Annotated in this window: 13 protein-coding genes; 11 read left to right on the top strand and 2 right to left on the bottom strand. The window is 67.1% G+C overall.

Features of this window, described 5'->3' with window-relative positions; all coding sequences use genetic code 11:
• The first annotated feature begins 61 nt into the window (after nt 1-61).
• Genes H4O11_RS09900 through H4O11_RS09915 form a run of 4 tightly spaced genes read left to right on the top strand, consistent with a single transcriptional unit; the run spans nt 62 to nt 5,930 of the window.
• Nucleotides 62-427 carry a hypothetical protein gene (locus tag H4O11_RS09900; RefSeq protein WP_182339257.1) on the top strand — a complete coding sequence of 122 codons (366 nt, stop codon included), beginning with the start codon at nt 62-64 and terminating at the stop codon, nt 425-427.
• A 58-nt stretch (nt 428-485) separates the two neighbouring features.
• Nucleotides 486-1,754 carry a TolC family protein gene (locus H4O11_RS09905; RefSeq protein ID WP_182339258.1) on the top strand — a complete coding sequence of 423 codons (1,269 nt, stop codon included), beginning with the start codon at nt 486-488 and terminating at the stop codon, nt 1,752-1,754.
• Complete coding sequence (locus H4O11_RS09910; RefSeq protein ID WP_182339259.1) at nt 1,754-2,728, top strand: efflux RND transporter periplasmic adaptor subunit; 975 nt, start codon at nt 1,754-1,756, stop codon at nt 2,726-2,728. The genes H4O11_RS09905 and H4O11_RS09910 overlap by 1 nt, the downstream gene beginning before the upstream one ends.
• 28 nt (nt 2,729-2,756) lie before the next feature.
• Nucleotides 2,757-5,930, top strand: a complete 3,174-nt coding sequence (locus tag H4O11_RS09915) for an efflux RND transporter permease subunit (protein ID WP_182339463.1) — start codon at nt 2,757-2,759, stop codon at nt 5,928-5,930.
• Between the two features lie 63 nt (nt 5,931-5,993).
• Here the strand turns inward: H4O11_RS09915 and H4O11_RS09920 are convergent, their stop codons facing one another.
• A complete protein-coding gene (locus H4O11_RS09920; RefSeq protein WP_182339260.1) occupies nt 5,994-6,383 on the bottom strand; it encodes a RidA family protein in 390 nt (129 codons plus the stop codon).
• A gap of 134 nt (nt 6,384-6,517) precedes the next feature.
• Between H4O11_RS09920 and H4O11_RS09925 the strand changes: the two genes are divergently transcribed.
• Complete coding sequence (locus H4O11_RS09925) at nt 6,518-7,423, top strand: LysR family transcriptional regulator (RefSeq protein ID WP_182339261.1); 906 nt, start codon at nt 6,518-6,520, stop codon at nt 7,421-7,423.
• Nucleotides 7,424-7,432: 9 nt separating this feature from the next.
• Here the strand turns inward: H4O11_RS09925 and H4O11_RS09930 are convergent, their stop codons facing one another.
• Nucleotides 7,433-8,647 carry a glycosyltransferase gene (locus H4O11_RS09930; RefSeq protein ID WP_182339262.1) on the bottom strand — a complete coding sequence of 405 codons (1,215 nt, stop codon included), beginning with the start codon at nt 8,645-8,647 and terminating at the stop codon, nt 7,433-7,435.
• A 285-nt stretch (nt 8,648-8,932) separates the two neighbouring features.
• Here H4O11_RS09930 and rpmB point away from each other — a divergent pair, with 285 nt between their 5' ends.
• From rpmB to H4O11_RS09960, 6 genes are all read left to right on the top strand, one after another.
• A complete protein-coding gene (rpmB, locus tag H4O11_RS09935) occupies nt 8,933-9,169 on the top strand; it encodes a 50S ribosomal protein L28 (protein ID WP_019185625.1) in 237 nt (78 codons plus the stop codon).
• A 10-nt stretch (nt 9,170-9,179) separates the two neighbouring features.
• The gene (gene rpmG / locus H4O11_RS09940) at nt 9,180-9,347 is read left to right on the top strand and encodes a 50S ribosomal protein L33 (protein WP_182339464.1); all 168 of its coding nucleotides are present in this window, start codon (nt 9,180-9,182) and stop codon (nt 9,345-9,347) included.
• A gap of 144 nt (nt 9,348-9,491) precedes the next feature.
• Entirely contained in the window at nt 9,492-10,910 is a 1,419-nt protein-coding gene (gene cls / locus H4O11_RS09945; RefSeq protein ID WP_182339263.1) for a cardiolipin synthase, read from the top strand.
• A gap of 52 nt (nt 10,911-10,962) precedes the next feature.
• The gene (locus tag H4O11_RS09950) at nt 10,963-12,363 is read left to right on the top strand and encodes an FAD/NAD(P)-binding protein (RefSeq protein WP_220466680.1); all 1,401 of its coding nucleotides are present in this window, start codon (nt 10,963-10,965) and stop codon (nt 12,361-12,363) included.
• Nucleotides 12,364-12,372: 9 nt separating this feature from the next.
• Nucleotides 12,373-14,562 carry a DNA helicase II gene (gene uvrD, locus H4O11_RS09955; RefSeq protein ID WP_182339264.1) on the top strand — a complete coding sequence of 730 codons (2,190 nt, stop codon included), beginning with the start codon at nt 12,373-12,375 and terminating at the stop codon, nt 14,560-14,562.
• Between the two features lie 300 nt (nt 14,563-14,862).
• On the top strand, nt 14,863-18,771 hold the full coding sequence (locus tag H4O11_RS09960; RefSeq protein WP_182339265.1) for a hypothetical protein: 3,909 nt from the start codon (nt 14,863-14,865) through the stop codon (nt 18,769-18,771).
• Nucleotides 18,772-18,789: the final 18 nt, after the last annotated feature.

The following is an 18,789-nucleotide window of genomic DNA, read 5'->3' on the forward strand; positions in this document are numbered from 1 at the left end:
CCGCGCACTGCGATTGTGTAACGCGCGCCGCACCCTCTACCCTGCCGGCATGATCCGCTTCGTGCGCCGCCGTCCTTCGTTGCTGCTCCGCCTGCTGATGCTGGTGGTGGTGGCGCTTGGCACCGCCGGTGGCGCGCTGGCTTCGGCACTGGGCGAGCTGCACGAGCTGTCGCATGCCGATCATCCCGCGACACCGCATGGCGGTATCGGCGAGCCGACCGGCCATGATGATGAAGATGCCAGCGCACGCCTGCTGCACGCGCTGGTGCATTGCGGCCATTGCCACGGCCAGGGTGGCATGCTGCCCTTTGCGACGGCGGGCTGGGAGCTGATGGTTCCTACGGCAGCCGCCATGCGTAGCGGGCAGGATGCGGGATGGCGCCCCGTTCCGCAGGAAAATCCGCTGCGTCCTCCGATCCAGGCCTGATCCCTCCCGCGCACGGCGCGGCTGTCCCGATCTTTCCTGAGTACATCGGAGAATTCCCATGTGGAAACACCTGGCCGCACTTGCGGCCCTGGTGATCGCGCCGTGCGCCCTTGCACAGGTCGCGTCGCCACCTGCCCGCTTGACCCTCGACGCGGCCATCGACCGCGTCGCCCGTATCCATCCCGGCCTGCGCCTGCCGCAACTGCAGCGCCAGGCTGCACAGGCCCGTTTCGACAGCGCCGGCTTCGCGCCGCCACTGGTATTCGGCGTGGAAATGGAGAACCTGCTCGGCACGGATGAAAGCCGTGGTTTCGACACGGCCGAAACCACGGTTTCGCTGGCAGGCGTGCTGGAACGCGGTGGCAAGCTTGATGCGCGCCGCGCGGTAGCGCAGGCCAACATCGATGCATTGGCCCCGCAGCGCGAGATCCTGCGGCTGGACATGATGGCCGAGGTCGCGCGGCGCTACCTGGCGATCACTGCTGCCGCGGCGCAGTGGCGCATCGCACAGGAGGACATCGAGCAACGCCGGCGCGCGGTGGACGCGGCGCGGCTGCGTTTGAACGCAGGCGCATCGCCCGCATCGACGCTGATGACCGCACAGGCGGCATTGGCGCAGGCCGAGCTGGACCGGGACCGTGCCACGCAGGTGGCGCGTGCGGCGCGCCTGTCATTGGCTGCGTTGTGGAACGAGCGCGAGGTGGATTTCGATGCGGTCAGCGGTGATCCGCTACGGCTGCCGTCGTTGCAGGATCTCGGCCAGCTGGCCGACCTGCTGGATCGTACGCCGGAGCTGGTGGCGATCGCCGGTGGACAACGCGTGCGCGAGGCACAGCTGCAATTGGCGCGCAGCCAGCAACGCGCCGATGTGTCGTGGCAGCTGGGCCTGCGCAACAACCGCAGTGGCAGCGACGCGGCCATTGTCGCCGGTATCAGCATGCCGCTGGGCAGCGCCCGTCGTGCCGAACCGGAGATACGTGCCGCGCAGGCAGACCTGGCGATGGGCGCGGTGGAACGCGAAGGTCGCGCGCTGCAGTTGTTCGCCACCCTGGCCGAGGCGCATGGCCGCTATGAGGTGGCGCGGCTGGAAGTGACGCGGATGGGCAGCGACGTGCTGCCGCAACTGCAACGTGCGGAGGAATCCGCTGCGACCGCATGGCGTGCCGGTGCCATCAGCTACCTGGAGTGGGCACAACTGCAGGCCATGCGCATCGAGGCACGACAGCGACAGCTGGACGCTGCGCTCTCCGCGCAGACCGCCCTGATCGAGATCCAGCGCCTGACTGGCCAGGCGCTGGTCGCCAACGCGAACGAAGGAACACCATGATGAAGCGCACTGTTTTCTTGCTCGCCCGCAGTGCACTGCCCGTGCTGCTGGTATCGATCCTCGCTGCCTGCGGCGACCGCCAGGACCCTCGCGCCGAAGGAGCAGGAACCGAACACCAGCACGATGATGGCGATACGCACGATGACCGGCAGGGCCCGGCGCAGACCCGCATCGCCGAGGCGCAGGCACGGCTGGCCGGCATCGTCAGCGCGCCTGCCGGCCCCGGCACCATCGCCGACGAACATGACGTGCAGGGCCTGCTGGCGCCGGTCGATGGCCGCAGCGCGCAGGTCACCGCACGCTTTCCGGGCCCGGTACGTGCGCTGCGCGCGAACGTCGGCGACCGGGTGCGTGCCGGCCAGGTGCTGGCCAGCATCGAAAGCAACCTCAGCCTGACCACCTACGGCGTTGCCACTCCCATTTCCGGCGTGGTGCTGTCGCGACAGGTGCAGCTGGGCGCGGTGGCCGCCGAAGGCCAGGTCCTGTTCGACATCGGTGATCTTTCGCAGCTGTGGGTGGACCTGCACATCTTCGGCGCGGACACCCAGCACATCACCGCAGGCGTGCCGGTCACCATCACCCGCATGACCGACGGTGCCAGCCAGGCTGCCACGCTGGAGCGCGTATTGCCGGGTACGGCCACTGCCAGCCAGAGCACGGTGGCGCGCGCCACCATCGACAACCACGACGGGCTGTGGCGCCCGGGCGCGGCAGTGCGCGCACGCATCGTGGTGGCCAGTACGCCCGCGGCCATCGTGGTGCCCCTGGCTGCGGTGCAGTCCATGGAAGGGAAGGACGTGGTGTTCGTCCGCCAGGGCGACGCCTACCAGGCACGACCGGTACGCCTGGGGGCACGTGATGCGCGCCAGGCAGCGGTCGTCGAGGGGCTGCGTGCGGGCGAGCAGGTGGTGGTGGAACAGAGCTACACGGTGAAGGCCGACATCGGCAAGGCAGGAGCGGCGCATGAACACTGACCGCAACTCCCCATTCGCCGCGCCCGGAATGCTGGAGCGGTTCGTCCACGGCGCCATCGCACATCGCTGGCTGATGCTGGCGCTGGCCTTGCTGCTGGTGCTGGTGGGCGCATGGAGTTTCAGGCAGCTGCCGATCGATGCCACGCCGGACATCACCAACGTGCAGGTGCAGGTCAACACCGCCGCGCCGGGTTATTCGCCGCTGGAAAGCGAGCAGCGCATCACCTATGCGGTGGAGACGGCGATGGCCGGGTTGCCGGCGCTGGACCACGTGCGCTCGTTGTCGCGCTATGGCCTTTCCCAGGTCACCGTGGCATTCAAGGACGGCACCGATATCTACTTCGCCCGCCAGCAGGTGGCCGAGCGGCTGCAGCAGGTGAAGTCCCAGCTGCCGGCCGGCCTGGATCCGCAGCTCGGGCCGATCGCCACCGGCCTGGGCGAAATCTTCATGTACACCGTCGACGCCGATCCGCAGGCGCGCAAGCCTGACGGAACGGCCTACACCGCCACCGACCTGCGCACGCTGCAGGACTGGGTCATCCGGCCACAGCTGCGCAACGTGCCGGGCGTCACCGAGGTCAACACCATCGGCGGTTTCCAGCGCCAGGTGCACATCACGCCGGACCCGGCCCGGCTGCGCGCGCTGGGCTTCACCCTGGAGGACGTCGCGGCCGCGGTGCAGGCCAACAACCAGAACGTCGGCGCAGGCTACATCGAGCGCAATGGACAGCAGTTCCTGGTACGCGTTCCAGGCCAGGTGGCGAACCTGGAGGAGATCGGAAACATCGTGCTGGACCGGCGCGAGGGCGTGCCGATCCATGTGCATGACGTGGCCACCGTGGCCGAGGGTGCGGAGCTGCGCAGCGGTGCGGCTACCCAGGATGGGCATGAAGTAGTGATGGGAACGGTGGTGATGCTGGTCGGCGCCAACAGCCGGGACGTTGCCCGCGCGACGGCGGAAAAACTGCAGCAGGCACAGCGCAGCCTGCCTGACGGCGTCACCGTCACCGCCAGCTACGACCGTACCGCACTGGTGGACCGCACCATCCAGACGGTTGCGCGGAACCTGCTGGAAGGCGCGCTGCTGGTGATCGTGGTGTTGTTCCTGCTGCTGGGCAACATCCGTGCCGCGCTGATCACGGCCGCGGTGATCCCGCTGTCGATGCTGTTCACCCTGGCCGGCATGGCGCGCGGCGGCGTCTCGGCCAACCTGATGAGCCTGGGCGCGCTGGATTTCGGCCTGATCGTCGACGGTGCGGTGATCATCATCGAGAACTGCCTGCGTCGCTTCGGCGAACGACAGAACGCGCTGGGTCGCGACATGACCGCAGCCGAACGCTTCAAGGAAACCGCCAGCGCCACCGCCGAAGTGATCCGGCCCAGCCTGTTCGGGCTGGGCATCATCACCGCCGTCTACCTGCCGATCTTCGCGCTGACCGGTGTCGAAGGAAAGATGTTCCATCCCATGGCCATCACCGTCGTGCTGGCCCTGACCGGTGCGATGCTGCTGTGCCTGACCTTCGTGCCGGCGGCGATCGCGCTGCTGCTGGGCGGCCGCGTGCAGGAAAAAGACAACCGCCTGATGGCCTGGTTGCAGAAGCGCTACCAGGCGCTGCTGGACCGGGTGCTGGCGCGTGGCCGTGTCATGGTGGCCGCCGCACTGGTGCTGGTGGTGGGGTGCGGGCTGTTGGCGACCCGCCTGGGCAGTGAGTTCGTTCCCAGCCTGGACGAGGGTGACGTGGCGATGCATGCCATGCGCATCCCCGGCACCAGCCTGACCCAGTCGGTGCGGATGCAGGTACAGATCGAACGGCGGCTGCTGCAGTTTCCTGAGGTGACCAAGGTGTTCTCCAAGATCGGTACGCCGGAAGTCGCCTCCGATCCGATGCCGCCGTCGGTGGCCGACACGTTCGTGATGATGAAGGACCGCCGTGACTGGCCCGATCCACGCAAGTCGCGGACCGCCCTGCTGGGCGAGCTGCAGGCGGCGGTGGAACAACTACCCGGCAGCAACCACGAGTTCACCCAGCCGATCCAGATGCGCATGAACGAGCTGATCTCCGGCGTGCGCGCGGACGTGGCGGTGATGGTCTTCGGCGATGACCTGCAGGTGTTGCAGCAGGTTGGGCGCCGGATCGAGCAGGTGGCATCGGCGATACCCGGCGCAGCCGACGTGCGCCTGGAGGAAACCAGCGGCTTGCCGCTGCTGACGGTGTTGCCGGACCGCCAGGCATTGGCCGGCTATGGGCTGAACCCGGGGCAGGTGCAGTCGACCGTGGCGATGGCCGTGGGGGGAGAAGTTGCCGGGCAACTGTTCGAGGGCGACCGTCGATTCGACATCGTGGTGCGCCTGCCTGAAGCGTTGCGACAGGATCCCGCCGCGCTCGCCGATCTTCCTGTCTCGCTGGAGCCGGCCCTGTCCAGCGGCAACGACGATGAACTGAGCCGCGCGGTGGGTGCCAGTGGTGCCGGGCCGCGCACGGTGCCGCTGCGGGAGCTGGCGCGCATCGAGACCAGCGAAGGGCCGAACCAGATCAACCGCGACAATGGTAAGCGCCGCATCGTGGTCACCGCCAACGTCCGCGACCGCGACCTGGGAAGCTTCGTCGCCGACCTGCAGGCCGCCATCGGCACGCAGGTGCAGGTGCCGGTGGGATACTGGATCGACTATGGCGGCAGCTTCGAACAGCTGATCTCGGCCAGCCAGCGGCTGGCGGTGGTGGTGCCGATGACCCTGCTGCTGATCTTCGCGCTGTTGTTCTGGGCGTTCGGATCGGTACGCGACGCACTGGTGGTGTTCAGCGGGGTGCCGCTGGCGCTGACCGGTGGCGTGCTGGCGCTGGCAGCGCGCGGCCTTCCGCTTTCCATCTCGGCCGGCGTCGGCTTCATCGCGTTGTCGGGCGTTGCGGTACTGAATGGACTGGTGATGATCAGTTTCGTGCGCCAACTGCGCGGGCAGGGCATGCCGCTGCGGGATGCCATACGCCAGGGCGCGCTGGGCCGGCTGCGTCCGGTGCTGATGACGGCACTGGTGGCATCGCTGGGGTTCGTGCCGATGGCGTTCAATGTCGGCGCGGGGTCCGAGGTGCAGCGGCCACTGGCCACCGTGGTGATCGGCGGCATCGTGTCGTCCACGCTGTTGACGTTGCTGGTGCTGCCGGTGCTGTACCGCTGGCTGCATGCGCGCAGAGCGGGTCCATGACCCGCTGTTCCATCGCTGCTGCCCTGGTTGGCGACGGGCATGGCCCGTCGCCGGCACGGCCGCTCATCCAGGCAGCTTGGCGACTACCTTGATCTCGAACTGGAACCCGTACAGCCAGGTCACGCCAACGCCGGTCAGGGTGGGATGCGGCGCGTCGCCCCAATACTCCGGCACGATCGCCCAGGCCTTCTCGAAGTTCTTCTCCGGGTCGACCATGAAGATCGTCACATCCACTACGTCATCGAACGTGCAGCCCGCCGCCGCCAGCACCGCGTTGAGGTTTTCGAAGGCACGGCGGACCTGGGCATCCAGCTCCGGTTCGGGCGTGCCGTCCTCCCGGCTGCCGACTTGGCCGGAGACGAACAGCAGGCCATTGGCACGTACGGCGGGGGAATAACGGTTGCGCTCATACAAGGCCTGGCGGCCGGTGGGAAACACGACATCACGGGTCATGGGGATGGCTCCATCGGGGCCGATGCGGGCTGCATCAGCGATGGCCCATGCTGGACCGGACTCCATGCTGGATAAAGCGGCCGATCACGCCTAGATTGTTCGCCATATCCAACCAATACGTCGCAGGAAGTCGCATGGATCGTTTCGAGGCGATGCGGGCCTTCGCCCGCGTTGTTGAAACCGGCAGCTTCACCAAGGCCGCGCATACCCTGCAGTTGGGACGCACGCGCGTCACCGAACTGGTCCAGCAACTGGAGGCCCACCTGCGCGTGCGCCTGCTCAACCGCACCACGCGCCGGGTGAACCTGACCGCAGAGGGCGAGGCGTATTACCCGCGTGTCATGCGGTTGCTGGCCGACCTGGAGGAAACCGAAGGCAGCCTGTCCACGGCCACGTCCGTACCGCGTGGTCGATTGCGCATCGATGTTCCCAGCCCCTTCGCACGCTTGCTGCTGGTTCCGGCGCTGCCGGAATTCCATGCCCGCTATCCGGACATCGAACTGCAGATCGGGGTGAGCGACCGTGAGGTCGATCTGATTGGCGACAACGTGGACTGCGTGATCCGCGGCGGCACGCCGGACGTGCTGTCGCTGGTGGCGCGTCCGATCGGCGAGCTGCATTTCGGCGTCCATGCCGCGCCTGCCTACCTGCAGCGACATGGCACGCCGACACATCCGCAGGAGCTGGAAGGCACGCATCACCTGACCGTTGGTTTCCTGCGCCCGCGCACCGGGCGGACGCGCCGCTTCGCCCTGCAGCGCGGCGAAGAGAAACTGGAAGTGCAGGGGCGCCATGCCATTGCCATCGACGACGGCGACGCCTATCTCGCGGCGGGCCTGGCAGGCCTGGGCATCATCTGCGTGCCGGATTACATGGCCGCCCCGCATGCAGCACGTGGCGAACTGGTGCGGCTGTTCGACGATTGGCAACTGCAGGCGATGCCGATGCACGTGATGTTCCCGCCCAGCCGCCATGTCAGCCAGCGGCTGCGGGTGTTCATGGACTGGGTGGCGAGCCTGATGGCCACCGACCGGCGGTAGCCCCTCCGGTTACCGAAGCAGTGTGCCGAGCGCGGCGACTGCGGTGGCGACGCCGTCTTCGGCGGCCATCCGTTGGCCCAGCGCGACGGCATGCGCGCGCGTGCCGGGCAGGTCAGCGAAGGCCAGGGCGCGCGCCAGCGTCTGTTGATCCAGATGCCCGGGTGACAACGCGGGCGGGGCGACCTGCAGCCGCCGCAGTCGGTCCGCCCAGAAAAACTGGTCGGCCGCGAACGGCATCACCATCGAGGGGACGCCGGCGCGGCAGGCGGAGTGCGTCGTGCCGCTGCCGCCATGGTGGATGACCAGCGACGCAAGCGGAAACAGCGCTTCGTGCGGGGCCGGCTCGATCACATGCACGTTGCCGGGCAACGGCTGCTCCGGCAGCCCGGACCAGCCGGGAGACAGCAGGATCCGGCGCCCCTCGAGCATCCGCAGCAGCGCGCCCAGTACCTGCTCGCGATCGAAGCCGGTCATGCTGCCAAACCCCACGTAGACCGGTTTGTCCCCGGCATCGAGGAAGGCGCGCAGCGCCGGTGGAGGCTGCCAGGCCGCCGCATCGGCCGCACGCCATTGTCCGCACAGGTGGTGGTCGGCAGGCCAGTCCGCGGGCGGCGGCACCAGGCTGGGGGAGATGCCGTACAGCATTGGCACGTCCTTCCACAGCGCGCGGCGAGGGGGCATGCCCAGCACATCGGCGCGGGCCTGGTTGACCGGACCACGGAACTGGCGCCAGATCAGCTGGTTGACCGCCTGGTAGCTGAAACGGCTGAACAGGCCGGGTGTCCAGCGGGGCGGCAGGAATGGCGAGGGAAAGGCGCGGGTCGGGGTGATCGGGATCATCCCGGTGCCGATCAGTGGCAGGCTGCGCCGTTCGCCTACGCTCATGCCGACGAAGGCGGCAAGCCCGCCGGCCAGGATCGCGTCGCAGCCCTCGGCGGCCTCGTTCGCCTGGCGCATCCAGGCGGCCACATGGCGGGTGGCCATCCGGGCCAGGCCCGTGGCGGCGGCCCGCGCGCTGTTGCCACGCGACAGCAGGGCCACCACGTTCTGGTGGATGTCGCCTTCCAGCGCGGCATGCGGCACCTGCCGCTCCCGTGCGCTGACCAGGGTGCCGGCCTCGGCCAGCAGCAGCACTTCATGGCCGGCATCCATCAGGCCGCGGCACAACATGGCCAATGGGCGTGTGTCGCCTTCGGTGCCGTAGGTGAGTACGAGCAGCTTCATGGCGCCTTGTTTAGCAGGAAATCCCCCGGCTGGGGGCGGAGGCTGTTCCAGGCCAGCACGACCAAGCGTGCCTGGCGCGCCCTTGGGATTGCATGCATCGCCGAACCCATGCATAATTCGCGGCTCGCTGTGTCCGGCCAATGCCGGGCGGCGCGTGCCGGGAACACGTCCTCCGGCCGGCCCAGGTCAGCGTAACCCTTTGATTCTCTTGACGTGTGGTGGGAAACCGCCGAGGCCGCCGTCCCCCGGGCTACGGGGAGACACCAACTACTATCGAGGTGCGCTATGTCCCGCGTATGCCAGGTTTCCGGCAAGCGAGTGCAGACGGGTAACAACGTCTCGCACGCCAACAACAAAACCCGTCGTCGTTTCCTGCCCAACCTGCACGAACGCCGTTTCTGGGTCGCCAGCGAAAACCGCTGGGTGAAGCTTCGTGTTTCCGCGCATGCACTGCGCACCATCGACAAGAACGGTATCGACTCCGTTCTGGCTGAGCTGCGTTCGCGCGGCGAAAAGGTCTGAGGAGTAAACGATCATGGCAGGCAAGCGCGACAAGATCCGTCTGATTTCCACGGCCGGCACCGGCCACTTCTACACGACGGACAAGAACAAGAAGAACACCCCCGGGAAGATGGAATTCCTGAAGTACGATCCGGTCGTGCGCAAGCACGTCCCGTACAAGGAAGGCAAGATCAAGTAATCCGCCCGGATTGCTGATCGTCCCGATGAAAAGACCCGCCGCGAGGCGGGTTTTTTTTCGTGCGCTTGCCGGGCATGGCACGGCACTGCCGTGGGCATGGGCCACCCCGTGGCAGAATGAAGCTCCTTCCCGACGGGCGACGCGATGCTGTTCGAGTGGCTGCTGGGCTCCTGGTTGCTGCTGCTGGACTGGCTGATCCGGCTGGCTGCGCTGTTGTGGATTCCCACCCGCACCACCCCCGGTGCCGCGCGCAGTTGGTTGCTGCTGGTCGGCTTCGTGCCGCTGCTGGGCCTGCCGCTGTACCTGGCATTCGGCCATCCGTGGCTGTCGCGCGAACGGCTGCGCCGACAGGCAGAGGCCTCCCAGGTCATCCGTGAAGAACAGGCGCTGCAGCACGCGTTGCGCTGGCAGGCACCCGCGGACACCGCCACCGCCGAAGTCATACCGCTGATCGAGCGGCAGGGCGACTTCATGCCGGTGCATGGCAATGCCGTGGACCTGCTGACCGACTATGACGATTCGCTGGACACCCTGGTCGCCGACATCGACCAGGCCCGGGAGCGGGTCCACCTGCTGTACTACCTCATGTTCGACGATGCGGTCGGCGAGGCGATCGTGGAGGCACTGCAGCGCGCCACCGCGCGGGGCGTGCACTGCCGCGTGCTGCTGGATGCAGTGGGTGCCAAGCGCGGCCTGCGCGCCTACCGCAAGCGCATGCTTGCGCGCGATATCGAGGTCCGCGCGATGCTTCCCGGTGGCCTGCGCTGGCGCCGCAGCGGGCGCATGGACCTGCGCAACCACCGCAAGATCGCGGTGATCGACAACGAAGTGGGTTACATCGGTTCGCAGAACCTGGCCGCCGCCGGCTTTGTCCCGGGCCATCCCAACCGCGAACTGGTGGCACGCGTGCGCGGTCCCGCGGTCGCCCATCTGGAGGCGGTATTCGCCAGTGACTGGTACATCGAAACCGGGCAGCGGCTGGATGTGCTTTCCGATGTGCCGGTATGCGGCGACGATATCGCCACCCAGCTGCTGCCCAGTGGGCCGGCCTATCCCTACAGCAATGCGCGCGACGCGGTGAACGCCTTGATCCACCTGGCGCGCCGCCGGCTGGTGATGGTCACCCCGTACTTCGTGCCCGATGAGGCCACGCTCAGCGCGCTGCGCATCGCCGCGCTGTCCGGCGTGGACGTACAGCTGATCCTGTCGGCCAGCAACAACCAGAGGCTTACCGCCTGGGCGCAGGAGGCTTACTACGATGAGCTGCTGCGCTGTGGCGTACGCATCGCCCTGTACGAACCCCGGTTCCTGCATGCCAAGCACCTCAGCGTGGATGATGGCATCGCCCTGCTGGGCTCGATCAACCTGGATATCCGCTCGTTCGCGCTGAATGCCGAGATCGGCCTGCTCTGCTATGACACCGGACTGGTACGGCAGCTGCTGGAGATTGAGGCGGGGTACCTGCGTGACGCGCGCCAGCTGGACCTGGTGCAGTGGCGGCAGCGGCCGACCTGGCGGCGCAGCCGCGAAGGCATCGCGCGGCTGGCGGACGCGTTGATGTAGGTCGCGATCACACCGCCACCGCCCGCGCACGTCGATCCCCTACAATCGGCGCATGACCGATACAGCGATCCAGCAGGATGCCGACCTGGCGATCATTGGCGGCGGCGCCGCCGGCGTGATGACGGCACTGCAGGCACTGCGCCATGCCACGCAACCGCTGCGGGTGCTGCTGTTCGAGCCGGCTTCCGCATTGGGGCAGGGCATCGCCTACGCCACGCCGTGGCCGGAGCACCTGCTCAATGTCCCGGCCGCGCGGATGAGCGCGTTGCCCGCGGAGCCGGGCGATTTCGTCGATTACCTGATGCAGGCCGGCGCCTTCGCGGTGGAAGACCGCGCTGCGGTGGGCGCACGCTTCGTCCCGCGCCACTACTTCGCGACCTACCTGCAGCAACGGTTGGCCGAGGCCATGGACGCGGGCCCGGCGACCCTGCAGGTGGTGCCGCAAGCGGTGCTGGCGATGCAGCGCGACGACGATGCGCTGTGCCTGCGGTTGGCCGACGGCGGCCGCAGGCGCGCGCGCCAGGTGGTGCTGGCCACGGGCAACAACGTGCGTTCGATGCCGGTTCCGGGGGCCGACGTGCTGGCATTGGACCGGGTGGCCGAAGCCTGGGATTACGAAGGCGTGCGCCTGTTGGCCGGTGAGCGCGCAGTGGGCATCGTCGGCTCCGGGCTGAGCATGGTCGACAGCGTGCTGGGCCTGCTGCACGCCGGACAGACCGGTGCCATCCATGTCTATTCGCGGCATGGGCTGATGCCCTTGCCGCATGCGCATGGGCAAGCGGCCAGCTACGATCCGCAGCCGTTGCTGGCGATGACCCTTCGGCAACGCCTGCGTGCGCTGCGCCGGCATGCCCGCGAGGCCGCCGCCGCCGGCATTCCCTGGCAGAGTGTCATGGAACGTATCCGGCCACTGGGCCAGGCGCTGTGGCAGTCCCTGGGCGCCGCCGACCAGCGGCGCTTCCTGCGCCATGTGGTGCGCCAGTGGGACACCCATCGCCACCGCATCGATGCAGGCGTGCATGCGCGCCTGCAGGCGGCCCTGCAAAGCGGCCAGCTGCAGGTGCACCGTGCACGCCTGCACGGCGTGGTCGAAGCCGATGGCGCGCTGCAGCTTTCGGGCATGGTGCGCGGAAAAGCCGGGCACTGGCCGTTGGGCGCCCTGGTCAACGCCACCGGGCTGGAAACCGGTAGCACCGGCCTGCGCAATCCCCTGCTGCGCCAGCTGCTTGCCCAGGGAATGGCGCGCCCGGGCCCGCATGGCCTGGGCTTGGACGTGGCGGTGCACGATGCGCGCCTGTGCGATGCAGAGGGCAACCCCCACGCCGATATCGCCGTGCTGGGCAGCCTGCGCATCGGCAGCCTGTGGGAAACCATCGCGGTGCCTGAACTTCGCCAGCAGGCCGAATACGCCGCGTGCCACGCAGTGCGGGAGCGGCAAGCAGCGATGCCGTAAAATGGGGGGATGGATGTTTCCCACCTGCTCGATGGCCTGAACCCGGCCCAGCGCGATGCCGTGTCCGCCCCTCCTGGCCACCACCTGGTGCTGGCGGGCGCGGGCTCCGGCAAGACCCGCGTACTGACCCACCGCATCGCCTGGCTGCACGAAGTGTTCGGCGTGCCCACCCACGGCATCTTCGCGGTGACCTTCACCAACAAGGCCGCCGGCGAGATGCGCCACCGCATCGACGCGCAGCTGCCGCATGGCAGCCGTGGCGCATGGATCGGTACCTTCCATGGACTGGCCAATCGCCTGCTGCGCCTGCACTGGGCCGACGCGAAGCTGCCCGAATCCTTCCAGGTGATGGATTCGGACGACCAGCTGCGGCTGGTCAAGCGCGTGGTGCAGGCGCTGGAGCTGGACGACGGCAAGTACCCGCCGAAGCAGGTCGCATGGTGGATCAACGAACAGAAGGACGAAGGCCGCCGCCCGCAGCACATCCAGCCGGAGCCGCATGACGCGTGGCTGGAGACCATGCGTCAGGCCTACATCGAGTACCAGGCGCGCTGTGACCGCGCCGGCCTGGTCGACTTCGCCGAACTGCTGCTGCGCGCGCATGAACTGCTGCGCGACAACCCGGCCTTGCTGGCGCATTACCGCGCGCGTTTCCGCGAGATCCTAGTCGACGAATTCCAGGATACCAATGCCATCCAGTATGCCTTCGTGCGGGTGTTGGCCGGCGACTCGGGCCATGTATTCGTGGTCGGTGACGATGACCAGGCCATCTACGGTTGGCGTGGTGCGAAGGTGGAGAACGTGCAGGGCTTCCTGCGTGACTTCCCGGGCGCACAGACCATCCGCCTGGAGCAGAACTACCGCTCCACCGCCAACATCCTCGGTGCCGCCAACGCGGTGATCGCGCACAACCCGGACCGTATCGGCAAGGAGCTGTGGACCGACAGCGGCGATGGTGAACCGATCGATCTGTACGCGGCCTACAACGAGATGGACGAAGCGCGCTACATCGTCGAACGCGCCCGGCAATGGGTGCGTGATGGCGGCAGCCATGGCGAGGTTGCGGTGCTTTACCGCAGCAACGCGCAGTCGCGCGCGCTGGAAGAAGTACTGCTCAGCGAACAGGTACCGTACCGCGTGTACGGTGGCATGCGCTTCTTCGAGCGGGCGGAAATCAAGGATGCGCTGGCTTACCTGCGGCTGTTGTCCAACCGCAATGACGATGCCGCCTTCGAGCGCGCGGTGAACACGCCGACCCGTGGCATCGGCGACCGCACCCTGGACGAAGTGCGCCGCGAAGCGCGCGCGCAGGGCATTTCGCTGTGGGAAGCGACCATGCTGGTGACCCAGGGCAATGCCTTGGCCGCGCGGGCACGCAATGCCCTGGCCGGCTTCCTGGTGCTGGTCAATGAGCTGCATGCACAGACCCAGCACATGACCCTGGCCGAACGCATCGACCATGTGCTGGCGCGTTCGCTGCTGCGTGAGCACTGGAGCAAGGAAAGCCGCAACGCGCTGGATTCCGAATCGCGCACCGACAACCTCGACGAACTGGTCTCGGTGGCCTCGCGCTTCGTGCGCCGTGCCGATGACATCGAGGAAGTCGAAGACATGGACGAACTGGTCGCCTTCCTGGCCTATGCGGCACTGGAGGCGGGCGAGGGCCAGGCACAGGCGGGCGAGGAAGGGGTGCAGTTGATGACCTTGCATTCGGCCAAGGGCCTGGAGTTCCCGATGGTGTTCCTGGCCGGCATGGAAGACGGCCTGTTCCCCAGCGCACGGTCGCTGGAGGAGAGTGGACGGCTGGAAGAGGAGCGTCGGCTTGCCTATGTGGGCATCACCCGTGCGCGTCAGAAGCTGGTGCTCTGCTATGCCGAGTCGCGGCGTATCCACGGCCAGGACAACTATGGCGTACCGTCGCGCTTCCTGCGCGAGATCCCGCGTGAGCTGCTCAATGAGGTGCGGCCGAAGGTGCAGGTATCGCGGCCGGCTTCGCTGGGTGCCAGCCGTGGCGGCGGCCATGCAGCACTGGAAGCACCGCCGCTGAAGCTGGGCGTGCTGGTCACCCATCCCAGGTTCGGCGAAGGCATGGTCACCGATTACGAAGGCAGCGGTGCGCATGCACGCGTGCAGGTGGAGTTCGCCGAGGCCGGCAGCAAGTGGCTGGTGATGGCCTATGCCAACCTGACGGTGATCTGACAGGCGCGTTTGCCTATTTCTGAAAGCATATGCCTATGGTTGCGTGCAGAATTTCCTTCTTATATGAATTAGGGAGTCTGCATGCAGCCGGTCAGCCACCTGTCGCCGACATCACCTGGCCCGTTCGCCGACGGAAATCCCAGGCCAGCACCTTCTCCTGCCGGTGCGGCGGGGGAGGGTGCCAGGGGGCTGCGCGTGGCCAATGCGGCAGCAGATCGCATTCGTCATTCATCGGCACCCACAGGCATGCGCCGTGTATCGGCGGAAGACTGCCCACCGATTGCCGGCTCGCCCGATGCCATGCGACAGACGAAGACGTTGGGGATCTTCCATGCGGCGATGGATGGCCTACGGCAGGCACTGCAGGCGGGCGATACGGGCGCCACCCATCGCTCGGCGGCGGCGCTGCTTGCGTCAGGCGTGCATGCGCGGCTGGTGCTTGATCTGCAACTGCCTACGGCTACAGCGGAACTCCGACAGGCGGGAATCGAAGCCAACCAAGGCTGGCTTGACGTGGTGACCGGCCTGGTCCGGGAGCATCACATCGCCGCCAGCGAGGTAGCTGACCATCTACGCCGTCCGGCGTCGGCTGCCCACGACGCAGCCGCTACGACCCGGTATTTCCGGCACCCGGCGCTGGGCAACGCATTTGTCAACCTTCTGGATGCGGTGGACGTGGGCGACAGGGACGATCTGGCGGCCATGCGCGAACTGGCTCGTAGCCGCCTGGCCGCGACAGGATTCGTCACCGCATCCAATGGCACGGCGACCCTACCGCCCTGCGCGTTGGGTGACGTGGTCCAGCAGGCCTGCGAGGCGACGACATCCTTGCGACTGGCCAGGCTGGAGTCATCCCTGTTGCGTAGAAGCGTTGACGCCAACATGCCAGCGGTGATCACCGACGCCGAAGCCGCGGCAGTGGACCGCATGGTGCTGAATGAGTATCAGCGCGGCGGCCCAGACGGCCTGTGCGGTAATCCGTACTTCCAGGCCACGCCATGCCGGGCACGTTCATTGGAAGGACAGATGCAGGATGCCCGCAATACTTATACCCGTGAGATCGGCGGCCTGCGATTGCGGGAGGCGGACCAGTTGGTATCTGCCATCCAGCATGAGTACGAGGACGTCGTAGCAAGGGATCCGGGCATGTCCAGCGTGCAGCGCAGTGCATTGCTGCGACAGCTTTCTGGCGAAGCCAGGGCGGGAATCCAAGAGGTCGTGCATCTGTTCGATCAACCGCACGATGGCGAAGAAACCCGTACAGGGCCAGCCCGGCCGTGGACCGGTCCTGGCAGCCTGCCGGCTGCACTGGTCGATATCGACGGTGCCACCTGGCGGATGAAGAACACCGGCGACAGCGGACTCAGCGCGATGGAAGCATCCATGTCCAGGCTGTTCCAGCTGACCGGGCTGGTGGCGCCGGATGCCCAGCTCATGGATGCCTGCGACGTACTTCCCGGCAACAGCCAGCATTTCGCGTCCCGATATGAGCCAACGTTCATGGATCTTGGCGATTTCCTGACGACGCCCCGTTGCGAAGCGCTGGCCGCGGGCGGCGACGAAACCGCAAGGGCACACTACGGCCAACTGCGCGACGACCACGCGGCGGCCGTATCCGCCTGTGACGCCGTCCTCAGGCGTGCCGGGGTGGAACATTTCTGGCAGTTACAGGGCAAGGATCTGCTGGCCGAACATGCGCAGGCCGACAAGCAGCGTTTCGAGGCGCTGGAGGGGATGAACCGGATGCTGCCGACGGATATGCGCTGCGACCAGGTGCGCCATTTCATTGCCTCGCGTTGGCTGGACAACTGGGACCAGCTGAACTTCCGGATGGAAAACTTCGGCTATGTCGAGCGCGAGGGGAAACCGATCGGCATGACGGTGGACTTCGGCTCCTGCGGCCCCCTTGGTTTCCGCAACCTGGTTGATGGCACGATGCTGCCCAAGCAGGCCAGCGCTGATATCGCCATGCTGCAGCGACCGCCGTCGTTGTTTCCCATCCCCGACGCCTACAGTGAAAATGCTGCGGATTTCGACGCAATGGGTACCGCCCCAGGCCGGCTGCATGACACGCTGCGCTGGCCCTACGGGTTCCAGTCGGACAGCGTGGCGGCCATGCTGCGGCCGCCGGCCGTTGCGGAACCCGCCGTGGCTGAGGCCATGGCGGAAATGGGCTACCGGCTTGCGCTGCTTCCCGCCTCGGCGATCGAAGCGGTGGTCGCCGCATCCTGGCAGGTTCCAGCCAATGCGCCCGCAGGCAGGTGGCCGGACGCCACCCAGATGGTGTCCACGCTCATCCAGCGCAGGGACGCGATGCTGCAGCAATACGACGCGGCACAGATCGCCGGATGGATCAGGGCCGATCCGCAGCGTGCCGTCCGGGTCCGGCAACAGGTGGCCGATGGTATGCGCGCCGCGTTGGCGACCGACGTGAGCGAGGAACACGAAAAGGCGCTTGAAGCAGCGCATGACCGCCTGGCCTGCGATACCGCGACAGCGTCATTGGCAGGCATGCCGGATACAGAATCCCATGCCGTGACCGCCAGGCTCAGCACGTTGCAGCGTCTGCACGACTGCAATCGCCGGCTGGCGGCTGCATTGGAGGACAACAGGGAGGCGGACGTCAGTGCGCTCGGCGACGAGCTGTTGTCGCCCGACCTGTTTGGCCAGTTGCTGGTGGACCTTGAGCTGGCTGCGGACTCACCGGCGGGCAGGGCATCTTCCGAGGCAAACCACGCTTGGCTCCTGTTGGTGGACCGCCTCGTACAGGCGGGCAAGATCCCTGCCGATCGCGTGGCGCATTGCCTGCTGAAACCTTTCGAAGACACCGCGTACCCGCCCAACGTCGGCGCGCGTGCCCATGGTGATCCGGCGCTCGGCATGGCGTTCATCCAGTTGTTGGAAACCTTGATGGCTGCCTCGATGGAGCTGACCCCGGAACGGGTGCGGGAGGGCTTGCTGACTGCCAAGATCGAAGGCTTCCCGAACTATTACGCGGCCCTGGCGGCCTCTGGTGCGTCCAAGGCCTGGGACCAGCAACTGCAACAGGCGGACCTGTGGCCAGACAGCGCGGAATACATCCACTTGCGGTCCCTGTGGAGCTGGTTCGGGAAACAGCTCCACGAACCAGGCCGCGGCAACGAGCCCATCGTCGTTCCGGAGCGGGCCCAGCAGCTGGCCAGGTTGTCGCTGGAGGAACTGGTACGACACGTGGACGATGCGTATGGCCCCCGGCGCGTGGTCGAACTTGAGCTTCCGAAGCTGCGTGAGAAGGTGTATTCGGTCATGTCGCTGACCAGCAGCGAAGAAAATGATGCCATGCATGAACTGGTGGCGCGGGGCGTCGATGAAGCGTGGCGGAAGGCCATGGCAAAACATCGCCTGCCGCAGACGACTCCGGTACCCCCCAGGATGGTCGCGGAATTGCAGGAACGCACGCTGCGTGACTACCATAAACGCATGAAGGCACTGAGGGGCGATGATGTCGAAGCACTGATCCGTGCCGGCGAACAACGCTACCGGGATGCGGTCCTCGCAGACGCCGGCATGCCGAAGGCGGAACGGCGCCGCTTGCTTGGACACCATGCGGAGGAGGTCAGCGTCGATATCCGCAACATGGTGCGTGGTGCGGGTGGCAAGGACGGTGCGCGCATCGATACGGCACCCATCGAGCAACGCGTGCAGCAGCAAGCCGCCGTTGCGGCAGCCGACATCACGGCACAGGCGATGGCAGAGGCACAGGCGCGGGCCGCAGAGCAGGCCCGTGGCGAGGCCAGGAACGCTACGGAGAAAGGTGCGGCTACCGAGTCGGAGAGGGTCGCGCGATCAGTTGCTTCAACGGCAGCGTTGGCCGTGGCAGCCCATGCACAAACCGAGGCGCGCAAGGCAGCAGAGCGACAGGCTGCAGACAAGGCCGCCAAGGAGGCATCGGCGCGCGCTGCACGCGACGCGATCATCCAAGGCCGGCAATTCAAGAACGAAGTGGAAACGCGCCTGGCCATGCTGCGCGCGCCGGATGTATCTGGAAGTTCATCGTCGATGCCCCGGCAGTCGGTTGCACAGATGGAGCAGCGGTTGCGCTCCCTCAGGGAAAACAGTCCGACGGCAGAACCGATGGACTGGCCATCCGGTGCGACCAGCAGGATCCGTTCGCGCACCCGGGAATACATCGACCCACGCACCGGCACACCACGTACCACCACGCGTTGACCTGTGCGTGATCGGGGG

This window comes from Stenotrophomonas tumulicola (assembly GCF_014117215.1).
Taxonomy (GTDB): Bacteria; Pseudomonadota; Gammaproteobacteria; order Xanthomonadales; family Xanthomonadaceae; genus Stenotrophomonas; species Stenotrophomonas tumulicola.

Bases quoted from the DNA above. Each gene is read 5' to 3' on its own strand.
- rpmB (WP_019185625.1), top strand. From the start codon at position 8,933: ATGTCCCGCGTATGCCAGGTTTCCGGCAAGCGAGTGCAGACGGGTAAC.
- H4O11_RS09930 (WP_182339262.1), bottom strand. From the start codon at position 8,647: ATGAAGCTGCTCGTACTCACCTACGGCACCGAAGGCGACACACGCCCA.
- H4O11_RS09915 (WP_182339463.1), top strand. From the start codon at position 2,757: ATGCTGGAGCGGTTCGTCCACGGCGCCATCGCACATCGCTGGCTGATG.
- H4O11_RS09920 (WP_182339260.1), bottom strand. From the start codon at position 6,383: ATGACCCGTGATGTCGTGTTTCCCACCGGCCGCCAGGCCTTGTATGAG.
- H4O11_RS09960 (WP_182339265.1), top strand. From the start codon at position 14,863: ATGCGACAGACGAAGACGTTGGGGATCTTCCATGCGGCGATGGATGGC.
- H4O11_RS09950 (WP_220466680.1), top strand. From the start codon at position 10,963: ATGACCGATACAGCGATCCAGCAGGATGCCGACCTGGCGATCATTGGC.
- H4O11_RS09905 (WP_182339258.1), top strand. From the start codon at position 486: ATGTGGAAACACCTGGCCGCACTTGCGGCCCTGGTGATCGCGCCGTGC.
- H4O11_RS09910 (WP_182339259.1), top strand. From the start codon at position 1,754: ATGAAGCGCACTGTTTTCTTGCTCGCCCGCAGTGCACTGCCCGTGCTG.
- cls (WP_182339263.1), top strand. From the start codon at position 9,492: ATGCTGTTCGAGTGGCTGCTGGGCTCCTGGTTGCTGCTGCTGGACTGG.
- H4O11_RS09925 (WP_182339261.1), top strand. From the start codon at position 6,518: ATGGATCGTTTCGAGGCGATGCGGGCCTTCGCCCGCGTTGTTGAAACC.
- uvrD (WP_182339264.1), top strand. From the start codon at position 12,373: ATGGATGTTTCCCACCTGCTCGATGGCCTGAACCCGGCCCAGCGCGAT.